We start from the raw sequence: 11838 nt of genomic DNA on the forward strand, positions 1-11838 counted from the left end.
AATCTAGGAAATGAGGAAGACTTGTTTTAGCGTACTGTGCCTTCTAATTGAGTCACTTCAATTGGTTTCATCAGGAACAGTTTTAAGAATTGTACGCCATTGGAAAGATAATGAGGCAATTTTTGCAAGAATTTAATCGGTGCAAAAGTATTGGAATTTGCAATTTCCGTTAGTTTTTCGTTGGTTTTAATGCAGGTTTCCAAAGACTCATAAAATGTGGGATTTTCAACATCAATCACGATGGGGAAAACTCGTCCTGCGGTATCGTTGGTCTTATCGATCACGTAACTGTCGTATTCCCGCGCATCCAAGCCGATCGCGGCATAAAAGTCAGATCGTTGAATATCATTGAGATACATGGTAGCGAAGACAGACAAGAGGAAGAAACGACACCATAATTTCGCTTTCCAATCATTGAGGATATCCGGTTGCGCCCGCATAATAGCATCGAAGAAGTCCCCGTGACGGTTTTCATCTTGACACCAGTTTTCAAAGAAGCGGAAAATCGGATAAATGCGATCTTCAGGATGCTGCTCTAAGTGACGATAAATTGTGATATAGCGCCAGTAGCCGATTTTCTCGGAGAGATAAGTGGCGTAGAAAATAAACTTGGGTTGGAAGAAAGTATATTTCCGACTCTTTGTGAGGAATCCTAAGTCAAGAGAGAGATTAAAATCGCTCATGGCTTTGTTTAAAAAGCCCGCATGACGCGCTTCATCTCGAGACATGAGGTTAAAGCATTCTGCTAAGACGGGGTTTTTTCCTTTTAAGCGCCGTCCTAATTCTTTGTAAAGTAAGAAACCGGAAAATTCTGCGGTACAAGAACGCTCTAAAAACTCGATAAATACGCGACGTTTATCGCCAGTAATACTATCCCAAGATTGGTCGAATTCTTCATCCCGGACAAAGTGAGTTTTATTATAATCGGCGCGGAATTCTTCGAGAATGGCGCGAAGTTCGTCTTCGTTGACGGAAATATCCATCTTCGCCACCGCTTCAAAGTCGGTGGTATAGAAGCGAGGGGTTAAAATAGTTTCTTTAGAAGGGACTTTGACCCCCGGACGAATCTCGGCAAATGCTGGTTTTTCGGCGGTACTGACCATAATTTTCGTTAGAGTTTTCGTTTTAGCGGTTTTTATGAACGGCGATCGCTTTCGCGGTTAGTAGGAATTGAGAAAACCACCGTTTGAAGTTGCTCTCTAGTTTACAACGTCTTAGAGAGTGTTTCTGTCTTCCCATATTAAGAGTTACAACAGGTTTGTAATATTGTGTAACAATTTCAGCAGGATGGGGAATGCGATCGCGATCGCTTGTAGTTCTGTCTGAATGGCAAAGTATTTCGCTAAGATAGAACAATGAAAAGTAGTTTAGTTGGTCGTGCTAGTGAGGTTATGAATAGCAAGCATGTTGAGCGTCTTCTCGTTTCTTATGTGTTGATGGCGGGAGGTTTGTGCGGTTTGTGCGGGCTTCATCGCTTCTACAATGGGAAAATTGGTACGGGACTTCTTTGGTTCTTTACTTTGGGCATTTTTGGAATTGGTCAGTTTATCGACATCTTTTTCGTCCCCAATATGGTAGAGGAATACGAAGGGAAGTTACTCATTAAACAGGGTGTGTCCCCTTATGGAAGCCCCAGTCAATATCCTAGGGCTACTGCAACTGCGGTTGAACTTCCCAAGGTTCCAGAAGAAAAGTTGATGTTGCGAGTCTTAAAATCTGCACGCGATCGCGGTGGGCAAATTACGGTTACTCAAGCGGTGTTAGATACGGGGGCTGATTTTCCAGAAGTTGAGCTTGTTCTCAAGGAAATGGTAAAACAAGGGTACGCCCATATTGATAACGATCCGGTTAAGGGAACCGTAGTTTACGATTTTGTTGAATTATAAAAGTGCGATCGCGATCGAACCAGACTTATAACAATAATGTTCGGGCGATCGGGCGATCGCTTTTTTTTGGCTTTAATTTCGCCCCAGCCATTTTTCGCCGTTAATGCGCTGTAAGGTATATAAAACCATCAAATCGAGGGTGATTTTCCGCTCGTCAATCATAAACGATTCGAGGGTGCTGGGGTTTGCACCGTGAGTTGCTGAGGAAAAGCCTTTATTTCCCTTCAGGTCTTCATCAAAATAATAAAGGTTAAATTGGCGGGTTCCTTGTTGCCATGTCCCTTCAATTTGCCAGCAATCTTCCCCAGAGTCAAATCCAGCTAGGGAAACTGGTTTTTTCGTGAAGGCAATTTTCATATCGGAAAGACCAGCTTTACCAAATGCTTCCTGTAAAGTTGGCGTAAAATGCTGCTCCATAAACTCGGTAAAGGGTTTATCTTCAAGAGCAGGGGGTTTGGCTTTTTTCTTAGCTGCGGGTTTGGTTTCTTCTGCCATGTTGCGCCCTCGGAATCCTTGCTTGAGACGTTTGCTCTCTTACTTTACAGGGTTTGGCTTATCGGTTCAAGGGAAAGGCAATTTTTTCTAGGGAGTTTTAAGGTTATAAGCGCGATCGCCTTCTTGTTTGAGTTCATCAGATGACAACAAAAGACTCATTTTGAGATTTGAGATAGGGGAATTGCAATTAAATCCTCAATAGTTTTTAAGCTAGGATTTCCCGCTAGATAACCAATACCGCGATGTAGGTGCAGGCGAAATTGTTCGGTTAAAATGGTTTTATTCGTTTCTAAACCATCTTGATAACAGCGCTGTTTGAGGGCAATAATTAGAACATCTGAGAGTTCCCCCCCAAAGACGCGCCAAGTTAATTCAACATTACTATCGGCTGGAATAGGAACGGGAGAAGGTTTACTGGGTTCTGCAAGAGATAAACAAAAAGCCCAACGACAAAGAATATTCCATTGCTCAATTTTGGTATAGCGTTTGATTTTAGAAAGTTGCTCTTTTGCTGTTTGAGAGAGTCTAAATCGTTCGATGGGAGATTCCATATTTTAATGATTAATTATGCTTAAACAGGTCAAAGAAACTATCATCAAGATTGTAACCGACAGTCATCCACATAGATTTTAATTTTTCTTGGGCTGGAATGCCGCGATCGCGCAACCAATCAGAAATAATAAAGGTTTTTTGCGCGATCGCTATTTCTAAAGCCTCGGGATTATATTGTATGCCATCAGTACGATGGAACTGATGGGGAACCAGCATCGCAATATAGCGAGGGAGTTCGCTTTTCCAATCTAACAGAAAAGGAAGCCAAGGATAGCGGGTATCCAAGCGTAAAAACCACAAGCGAATTTCAGGAATTTCCGACAATTCTCGGGGATCGGTTTCTTCCCTCGGATAGTCGATCTCAAAAGTAATTAATGATTCTGGGAAAGATGTTTTGATATCTAACAAGATTTTTTCAACGATCGCACTTGCGGGGGAGAGATCGAGTTTGTGAAGGCGATCGACATCTAACTTGATTTGATGATTCATATTTACTCTTCTAGTTTTTCAAAGACAACCCCATCAATTATTTCATAACCCCACCGCGAATTGCGAGATGCAAGGTGTTTTGCTGCATCAATTTCTCCCAAACGACAGAGTTCCGTTAATTGTGTATATCCTCTTTGCTTTTCCTGCTCTAAATTTGCTTGTATTTGTTGTTTTCGTTCTGCGGATGAGAGTTTGGGGGGATTTGATTGGGTAAAATTAACCTGGAATAGTTTTTTCATTTTTTGACTCCTTTAAAAAGGATAAATATCAACTATTTTTCCGTCAACTATTTTATAGCCCCATTCTGGATGTATAGCAATTTGTCTGCTAATAAAAGTTCGACCGATAGGAGTATTATAGGCTTTTTGGAGAATAGGTAATGAGGGAGAATGCGGTTCTTTTTTAGATGCTTTTGCAGATTGAAGGGAGTCAGTTTCAGAAGAAGATGCGTTTAAAGTATGGCGATCGCGAATCGATAATAGTTTTTCGACAACTTGTTGCTTATTCACTCCATCTTTGACACTAAAAGAGGGGGGGAGATAAGGAGTTTGTACCCCCGATTTTTGAGCCTTTATTGCTTCATCTGCAAAGCGATCGCTTTTTCTTAAGAAACCTTCCCACCAACTTTTAGCGCGATCGATGTCTCTAAGTTCGCGATTTGCTCTTGCAGTAGCAGCATCAATAGGTTCTCCTTTATGAATATAATACTGTATTATTTCTTCAATGAATGCCGGATAAGGAACACCAGGTTTAATTTCCCATTCTTGTTGTATTTTTTGACTCGATCCTAAAGGTTGTCCGGCGATAAATTCTTCCCAAAAGGGAGAGATGATTCCTTTTGTAATTCCATCAACAATTTTAAAAACATAGGCCATGGGATTATCGAAGCCTTGAATCTTACAATATTCTAATAACGCTTTTTGAAAGTCTTCAAATTGTTCTTGAGAATGCCAAGGACCGCGAAGAAGTTTTTGATTGATCGGAAAAAAACGATCTCTCAATCTGTTTTCCAAAGCAGAATTAGCCAGACTTTCATCATCACTAGAATTGGTTGCTATTGTTGGTTCTGAAAAAATAAACTTTGCAAATATTTCTAATTTATCTGAAAATTGTTGCAGATCCAAAGATAAATTCAAGGAATTATCAATCATTCTTTCTTTCACTAGATTTCTAGCTTTTAATTGCTTTCTAGCTGTTCGTTGTTCCTCTAAAGATAGTCCAGTATCCCGTTCAATATCTTGATGATTAATACCAATCCATTCCAGAGATTCACTTTGTTCTAATAAATAGCCTAAAAATATCCCCGCAGCAATTCCTCCCGCAATTTTCGCTAGTTTAGGATAGTAAGAACAAGGTTTTCCTAATTTTTCTGTTGCGATTTTTAACTGTTGTCCTGACATGAAAAATAAGATATTTAGCTCTAATTAAACTTAGTAATTCTTAAGATAGAGTGCGATCGCCTTTTGCATCTCTCTCTAGGTAGACATTTGTACAGGTTTTAAGTTAAAGTGGTAACGACTATGAATTAGGGCGATCGCCTCAGATGCGCGATCGCTTTGAAAGAGTTAGCTTTCTGCAATACTAGGATATCGGAAAATCAATACCAATGACCGAAATCAAGCCCTCAACAAGTCCTCTTTGTCCAACAGAGCAAAGTCTACTTAAACCCATTTCTTCCCTAGCAGAGGCTTATAATCGCTGTCAAACCTTGGGAATGCGTTTGAGTCGCCAGCGTAAGTACATCTTAGAGTTATTATGGACTATTGAGGAACATCTTGCAGCACGGGAAATTTACGATCGCCTCAACCAACAAGGCAAAGAAATTGGCTATACTTCTGTTTATCAAAACCTAGAAGCGCTTTCGAGTCAAGGGATTATTGAATGTGTAGAACGTTGCGATGGGAGACTGTATGGGAATAACAACGAGATACACAGTCATGTTAACTGTTTGGATACCCGACAAATTATCGATGTTCATGTTCAATTACCTCCTGAAATTATTGAACAAATAGAAGCACAAACAGGGGTTCAAATTAGTGAATATCGCGTTGATTTTTACGGGTATCGAGGCGATCGCCAAGAACAAGATAGATTAGGACTTACGCAAAAATGATGTTAAGAGAAGGAGATTTGAGTTGCTGGTGAAGGTAATCATCAAGTAATCCATGCTTAAACGGAATTTGCCACGGGTCACGAAATTCAAATCGAGTTAGCAAGTTAACCACTTCCTTTTCTCTGCTGCTTGAGTTTTTCCACCCTCTCTCGATTTCCTCCCTTTGCCAATGCGATCGCTTCCCTTGTTTTCTCCTCTCGCACTGCTTTCTCGTCGCTTTCTATCGCCGCTTCGAGGATATTCTGAATCTCCGGCCTTGGTGTTTTAAAATGTTCTAATAAGAAAGCCTTTGCATCGGCAATGGTTGCGTCGGTTTGAACTTGCGATCGCAAAAAATCTTGCACTTCCTCAATGCGATCGGCGGTTTTGGGACCGTATCGCAGTAAGTTGCGGAAGTAATGAGGGCGATCGCCATAGCGCCCGACTCCAAAATCGCCGCCACAAGCGTCCTCGGCTTCGAGAAGTTCTTTGATTACCTCGGGGTCCCTTGGGTTTTTGCAGTAGCGATCGAACAGAGATTCTGTTGTTGTTTGGGTTGTCATCACTTTCTCCTTTTTTTTCATTCTAAGCGACCGAACTCGAAATAAATCAAGTTATCGAAATCCGGATCGCTGCCAAGTTCTAGCATTCTGGCTTTGCGATAGAATTCAATGGCATTGGGGAGCGAGTGCAGTCCAACACGCCCCGAATATCCTAAAGCCGTGCTGCGTTGCCGAGCAAATCTTAGCATACTCAAGCCTACAAACTTATAACGTTGCATTCTCAATCTTCCTCGATTCCAAGGAGCGCTGACGATGAATTTCACGTAGATAATGCGCTCTTGTTCATCAAACCAAGAACGGTATCCCAAGGTTTCGATCGCGATGAAACCTTGAGCAATATTATCGCATTCGAGGGCGTACACCTCAAAATCATCATATTTACGGGATAGACGCTTTTTGAGGGCTAAATCTAAATCTTTATCCTCCTCGCTTAATTCCGTCAATTGCGGAACCCAAATCTCCTCAAAATCCCGAAGGTGTCGGTCTTGAATTTCGAGAATTGTTGCTTCGATGAGGCATTTTTCTTCAGTGTTAAAAATTTCTACAACTTCTCTCATTTTACATCAAATTGTCTCCTGTTGTCTCTTGATTTTTCTATTTTTTCACGCTCATTGGTGATTTTTATTACTTTTTGAACGATGGGTATGAAATTAAATTTGCCGATGTACTTATTTTAATACTGGTGGCGCTTGGGCGATCGGTCTTTAGCTCAATTAAAAGGAAACATTTTTCAATATTTTTAAGGGAGTTAATTTTTTGAGTAAACTAAGTTGCTCGGTATCGCGCACAAAAAACGTCCCAGCAAAACCGAGAGAATTAACACCAATGGATTGAAATTCCCCCTGCGATCGCGCCACAATTAAGAGCCATTCTCTTGTCGCCAAAAGATTATAAGCATGGGTTTGTTGTCCCCGCTCTTCCCCATTATGAAATATACCGATTTTATTTAATAAATCTTGATATAAATTCAGCGTTCTTTGTGATTTATCCCAAATCGAAAGATTATCTTTAAAATCAAATCTCATTATAGCATGATTAAAAGAAAAAGAATCAATTTTCCCTATCTTTTCTTGCCATTTAACTGTAGAGATTAACGGCGAGATGGGCATATTTTCTCCTGCCGGAATGAGAGGAAAAGGAACAATTTGTAAATGCTTGTGCATCTGACTTGCTCCGGCTTTCTCTCCCCCATTATAGAAGGCTAAACCATCAATTTCTGTTAAACAAGCCCACATCGCTGTAAAATCTTCTAGAGTCAACCATGTTTCTTGATGTTCAAATTCTCGAGTAACAATGAGAAGATGGCGATCCACGACATTAAACTTATTGAATAAACATAAATGCGTTGTGGAAATATCAGTCACAAAAAGTTCTGATTCGTAAGGTAGAAAAGGATTAAAAACTTTTCCGGTTGATTTGGTTTTATTTTCTTTTTGTTGTCGATCTTTTTCTTTACGCTGAAGATTTAAAGATATTCTCACGAGAAAATTAATCCCCGCTTGCTCGATAAATTCGTATTCCGTGGGGATAGATTGTAATGCGCCTGAAGCGATCGCACTTTGGGTTCGTTCCGTCGTTTTCTGCCATAATGTACCGGGTTCGAGCAGAAGTTTTTGAGTATTGGCTTGTCCCCTTGTCATGCAAAAAACCTCCGATGAGTTGCCACAATGCTAGATTTACCATTTAATGCGATCGCGAAAATATTAAAATTTGTAAAATCACCTTCACCTACTCCTACAATGAAATTTATCTCTTGTAATTTACAGAAACAATGACCAAAAAGATTATTAAAACTCCCGCAGCACCGGCTCCCGTCGGTCCTTATAACCAGGCGATCGCCGCAACAGGACAAATGATTTTTGTGGCGGGGCAAATTTCCCTCGATCCCGAAACAGGAGAAATTGTTGGTACAGGAGATATTGCTCAACAAACTCATCAAGTCCTGAAAAATATCGATGCAATTCTCCAAGCCGCCGAAGCCAGTTTAGAAAATGTAGTGAAAACTTCGATTTTTTTAACAAATTTAGATGATTTTGCCACGATGAATCGAGTCTATGGAGAATATTTTAACGAAGAAACAGCCCCGGCTCGTGCCACAGTGGAAGTATCTCGTTTACCTAAAGGGGTGTTAGTTGAAATTGAATGTATTGCTATTGTTTAAAAGAGAGTCAAAAATCGCACTCGCCACTCCAACAAAATTAGGGAGGGAAAGTGCGATCGATCGGGTTATTAAGCAAAGATTATTAAACAAATCAAGGGGAGAATAAAACCCTATTTATCAGCTAATCATTCTTTTTGAAATCATCGATCCAGCTTCGGATTTGTTCCGCCGCAATATCTCGGCCGCCCCAACCAAAGGCGATCGCGATCGCCACAGCAATACCGCCTAATAGCAAGCCAAAAGCCAAATTGACAATATCACTGGCAATCCCGATTTGGCGCAAGGACATCGCCGAAACGAGGGCAATGACGGCGATCCTGGCAGCATGACCGACAATGCGTGCCTGACGGTTGCCAGAACTAGAAATTAAATTAAAAGCCCAATTCGCCAAATATAAACCCACGGCGAAAATAATCATCGCCACTAAAACTTGGCCGCCAACTTGCATTGTTCCCTGGACGAACTCCGTCAGAGCAGGGATTTGCAAAATATCCACTGCTGCTAAAGTAGCAACCAGCATAATCGCAATTAACACAACTGTCCCAGCCAATTCCGAAGGGGTGCGGGTGGGAATTTTCGTTTCGGGAGTTTCCGGGGTTTCCGAAGGGGTTGCACCTTCAACATCTGCGGTCGTCGTCGCTACAATACCCGATAAACCCAACCACTGTAAAACATTATTAAAGCCAAATCCCACTAACAAACTCGTGACCAACTCGGACACATAATTGCCCCCCAAATAAGCCAAAACGAGAATTAAGGCGGCGGTAAAGACTTGAGGTAAAATAACGAGAACTTGCTCTAACATGGCGATCGCAGGTTCGGAAATCGCATCGATCTGTAAAGCATTCAGTGCCGAAATAGAAACAGGAATCAAAACCAATACATAGACAACTGTTCCTAAAACCCAAGAGAGAGAGCGTTGTTCCCCGATTCCTGTCAAGCCAAAACGAGCGCCCAAGCGATCGGCTCCCGAAGCAGCCAGTAAATTCGTAACAATCCGACGAATTACTTGCGCGATCGACCACCCCACAAAAGCAATTAAGATTCCCGCTAAAATATTAGGGAGAATTGCCAGAATTTGATTGAGTAAATCCTGAACGGGTTCGAGAGTTCCCTCTAATTGCAAGGTGCTGAGGATCGAAGGCAGAAACAGGAGAAAAATAAACCAGTAAAGAGTATTACCAATTGTGTCTGAAAGGGAAAATTGAGGGGTTGGAGTTTCTCCTACTTGCTGTCCCAAACGCTCGTCAAGATTTACCGTTCGCAATGTTCGCGTCACGATCAATTTAACCAAAGTTGCTAACAGCCAAGCCAACCCCACAAGAATTGCTGCACCGCCAATCTGAGGTAGAAAGCCCGTCACAGACTCGAGCAGAACTCGCAAGGGTTGGGAAACCTGTTGCAATTTCAAGGTTTCTAATGCGGCAATTACCGTAAAGAGAATCACTAACCAATAAGCTATCTCTGCTATCCATTGCTCAATGGGAACAGTAGAATCGCCTGGTTGACCGGTGATCCAAGAGGCAATTTTGTTGTCGATGTCAGTTCGCTTTAGCAATCCGTAAATCATTTTACGAATGATTCCCGCAACAATCCAACCCACAAGAAGGATCAAGATCGCCTGTACGAGTCCGATCGCCGACGTTCCCAAGTTTTGACCGACACTGCTTAAAATCTCTTCCACCCAAGATGGTTTTGGGGGAAGTTGTATCAGAAGGGGAACATTCTCGATCGCCAAAGTTGTTTCTAATAGAGGTGTCATAAGATATGCAATCATTTTGTTATACCTTGAGGTATACAGTAAATAACTTGAAACTTCAAACTTCGATTGGGATAAGTTGTTCTCGTCTTTCTCATCCTTAAGGAAGAGTTAGGCTGTGGGATTTGTTAATAATCAATAACGATTTACTGTTTAGAGGCGATCGCCGCATAAAAAGGGTCGGAGCCTCCCATTCCTAGCATTTGCAGAAAACTGCCCAATTCGGAGCGATGGGCGATAATTTCTGGGTCGCTAAAACCGGGAACCGACTGAAAATAACTTTGCACCAGATCGAGACGGCTGTTTTCTGTCCCTTCTCGCCAAACGGCGATCGCCTTCTCATAAAACATCCGGTTAGAAAAACTGATAATGGCGATACCACCAGGCTTTAAAATGCGATGAATTTCCGTAAATATCGCCTCGGGATATTGGATATATTGAACAGAAACGCAATTGAGAACCGCAGCAAATTCATTATCGGGGAGTGGGAATTTGGGGTTTTCATTAATATCTTGGATAAAGTAGCGATCGAGACGAGGATTTTTAGCCAATTCTTCCTCATTCATGCCGTGACCCTCAACATGGGCAAATTCCATCTCATCGGGTAGATGAGACACCCAACTGCTCATCATATCGAAAATACGGCTATTGGGTTCGAGGCGTTCTCGATAAAGATTCGTTAACCGTGCTAAAAAATACTTGTCCGCGTGGGTGACAAAACGAGGAAATGTATAAAAGAAAGTATCTTCCGTGCGATCGAGTTTGCTGCGTTGTTCTGGACTAAGCATGGGAATATCGGTTTTAGGTTGTGGGGATGTAGGATGTAACACCCACACCCCCTTCCCCTAAAATTATTACTTCTCGTAGAGCCAAGATTTCGTATGAGACTCCCAAGACACTAATTCATCTTCTGGAAACCATAACGCGATTTCTCGTTGAGCCGTTTCGATCGCATCGGAACCATGAATGAGATTTCGTCCTACATCAATGCCATAATCGCCGCGAATCGTGCCAGGATCGGAGGCTAAAGGATTGGTTGCGCCGATGATTTTGCGAGCAGAAGCAACAACGCCATCTCCTTCCCAAACCATTGCTACAACAGGGCTTGAAGTGATGAATTTCACTAATCCCGCAAAAAAAGGACGCTCTTTATGAACGTCATAATGTTGTTCTGCCAGTTCCTGAGAAACGGCAACTAATTTCATCCCAACCAAAGTGAAGCCTTTAGTTTCAAATCGCTTGACAATTTCGCCAATTAAACCGCGCTGTACGCCGTCAGGTTTAATCATAATGAAGGTGCGTTCCAATATACCCTCCCGTTCGTGAACAAATTAATACAAAGGTCAGATTAGCTTAGAACGGGGACAATAAAACAAAGAACATGAGAGCAAAACTTACATTAGATGAAACGCTTAATTGTGTCATAGCGATCGTCCAGGGGATCGTCTGAAAATTTCCTCAGGTGTTTTTCCCACTGATTGAGCCAGTCTGGTAAGGTTTCCTTTCCAGCTTGGTGTCGTTCGATTGCCCGTTGAAATTCCGTGTAAAATTGATAGAACCTTACATAGTTATCAAGATCCGCACCGCTAAGGTCGTAGCCGCACTCTTGGGCAACATTAGCAAATCCCTGACGATTTGCGGGACAAGGGGCTTTGAGTTTATTTTGAATTGATGGATCGTCACAGACTTTCTGAAAAAAGTCAAGTACCCTTTCTCGCTGAGACATTGGCCGCACACTTGTATCTGAACTAGAGTTAAATTTAATCGTAATGAAAGTCAATTGTTACATACTCGCCCATACGACGGCAAGCAATTCGATCTGGGAATTTGAAATTTATTAA

General features: G+C 41.7%; 17 protein-coding genes. 3 read left to right on the top strand and 14 right to left on the bottom strand.

Translation table 11 applies throughout. The annotated features are described in order from the left end of the window. Positions 1–26 precede the first annotated feature (26 nt). Together acsF and VB714_RS00010 are read right to left on the bottom strand one after the other, a co-directional pair. Entirely contained in the window at positions 27–1103 is a 1077-nt protein-coding gene (gene acsF, locus VB714_RS00005) for a magnesium-protoporphyrin IX monomethyl ester (oxidative) cyclase (RefSeq protein ID WP_323219906.1), read from the bottom strand. A gap of 22 nt (positions 1104–1125) precedes the next feature. Continuing rightward, the gene (locus VB714_RS00010; protein WP_323219908.1) at positions 1126–1356 is read right to left on the bottom strand and encodes a hypothetical protein; all 231 of its coding nucleotides are present in this window, start codon (positions 1354–1356) and stop codon (positions 1126–1128) included. On the opposite strand from VB714_RS00010, the gene VB714_RS00015 reads away from it, so the two are divergent. Next, complete coding sequence (locus tag VB714_RS00015) at positions 1356–1886, top strand: TM2 domain-containing protein (RefSeq protein ID WP_323219910.1); 531 nt, start codon at positions 1356–1358, stop codon at positions 1884–1886. The two genes, VB714_RS00010 and VB714_RS00015, sit on opposite strands and share 1 nt — an antisense overlap. Before the next feature lie 72 nt (positions 1887–1958). On the opposite strand, the gene VB714_RS00020 is transcribed toward VB714_RS00015, so the two are convergent. From VB714_RS00020 to VB714_RS00040, 5 genes are all read right to left on the bottom strand, one after another. After that, positions 1959–2381, bottom strand: a complete 423-nt coding sequence (locus VB714_RS00020) for a DUF2996 domain-containing protein (protein ID WP_323219912.1) — start codon at positions 2379–2381, stop codon at positions 1959–1961. A gap of 155 nt (positions 2382–2536) precedes the next feature. Continuing rightward, positions 2537–2932 (bottom strand): DNA sulfur modification protein DndE, encoded by a 396-nt coding sequence (dndE, locus tag VB714_RS00025; protein ID WP_323219913.1) that lies wholly within the window; start codon positions 2930–2932, stop codon positions 2537–2539. Positions 2933–2942: 10 nt separating this feature from the next. Continuing rightward, a complete protein-coding gene (locus tag VB714_RS00030; RefSeq protein WP_323219915.1) occupies positions 2943–3422 on the bottom strand; it encodes a CRR6 family NdhI maturation factor in 480 nt (159 codons plus the stop codon). A gap of 2 nt (positions 3423–3424) precedes the next feature. Then, positions 3425–3661 carry a hypothetical protein gene (locus tag VB714_RS00035; protein WP_323219917.1) on the bottom strand — a complete coding sequence of 79 codons (237 nt, stop codon included), beginning with the start codon at positions 3659–3661 and terminating at the stop codon, positions 3425–3427. A gap of 12 nt (positions 3662–3673) precedes the next feature. After that, entirely contained in the window at positions 3674–4822 is a 1149-nt protein-coding gene (locus VB714_RS00040; protein ID WP_323219919.1) for a hypothetical protein, read from the bottom strand. Between the two features lie 206 nt (positions 4823–5028). On the opposite strand from VB714_RS00040, the gene VB714_RS00045 reads away from it, so the two are divergent. Further along, the gene (locus VB714_RS00045) at positions 5029–5535 is read left to right on the top strand and encodes a Fur family transcriptional regulator (protein ID WP_323219921.1); all 507 of its coding nucleotides are present in this window, start codon (positions 5029–5031) and stop codon (positions 5533–5535) included. Positions 5536–5639: 104 nt separating this feature from the next. Here VB714_RS00045 and VB714_RS00050 read toward each other — a convergent pair whose 3' ends face one another. From VB714_RS00050 to VB714_RS00060, 3 genes are all read right to left on the bottom strand, one after another. Beyond that, positions 5640–6077 carry a hypothetical protein gene (locus VB714_RS00050; protein ID WP_323219922.1) on the bottom strand — a complete coding sequence of 146 codons (438 nt, stop codon included), beginning with the start codon at positions 6075–6077 and terminating at the stop codon, positions 5640–5642. A gap of 17 nt (positions 6078–6094) precedes the next feature. Then, positions 6095–6634, bottom strand: a complete 540-nt coding sequence (locus VB714_RS00055; protein ID WP_323219924.1) for a hypothetical protein — start codon at positions 6632–6634, stop codon at positions 6095–6097. Between the two features lie 156 nt (positions 6635–6790). Then, positions 6791–7717 (bottom strand): phosphorylase, encoded by a 927-nt coding sequence (locus tag VB714_RS00060; protein ID WP_323219926.1) that lies wholly within the window; start codon positions 7715–7717, stop codon positions 6791–6793. 131 nt (positions 7718–7848) lie between these two features. On the opposite strand from VB714_RS00060, the gene VB714_RS00065 reads away from it, so the two are divergent. Continuing rightward, complete coding sequence (locus VB714_RS00065; RefSeq protein WP_323219927.1) at positions 7849–8238, top strand: RidA family protein; 390 nt, start codon at positions 7849–7851, stop codon at positions 8236–8238. A 121-nt stretch (positions 8239–8359) separates the two neighbouring features. Here VB714_RS00065 and VB714_RS00070 read toward each other — a convergent pair whose 3' ends face one another. The 4 genes from VB714_RS00070 to VB714_RS00085 form a co-directional block, all read right to left on the bottom strand. Then, positions 8360–10015 carry a mechanosensitive ion channel gene (locus VB714_RS00070; protein ID WP_323219929.1) on the bottom strand — a complete coding sequence of 552 codons (1656 nt, stop codon included), beginning with the start codon at positions 10013–10015 and terminating at the stop codon, positions 8360–8362. A 128-nt stretch (positions 10016–10143) separates the two neighbouring features. Continuing rightward, a complete protein-coding gene (locus VB714_RS00075) occupies positions 10144–10785 on the bottom strand; it encodes a methyltransferase domain-containing protein (protein WP_416309565.1) in 642 nt (213 codons plus the stop codon). A gap of 66 nt (positions 10786–10851) precedes the next feature. Next, the gene (ndk, locus tag VB714_RS00080) at positions 10852–11304 is read right to left on the bottom strand and encodes a nucleoside-diphosphate kinase (RefSeq protein WP_323219932.1); all 453 of its coding nucleotides are present in this window, start codon (positions 11302–11304) and stop codon (positions 10852–10854) included. A gap of 92 nt (positions 11305–11396) precedes the next feature. After that, positions 11397–11723, bottom strand: coding sequence for a Nif11-like leader peptide family natural product precursor (locus VB714_RS00085; RefSeq protein WP_323219934.1), 327 nt, complete (start codon positions 11721–11723; stop codon positions 11397–11399). Positions 11724–11838: the final 115 nt, after the last annotated feature.

The organism is Spirulina sp. 06S082 (assembly GCF_034932145.1).
GTDB lineage: Bacteria > Cyanobacteriota > Cyanobacteriia > Cyanobacteriales > Spirulinaceae > CCY15215.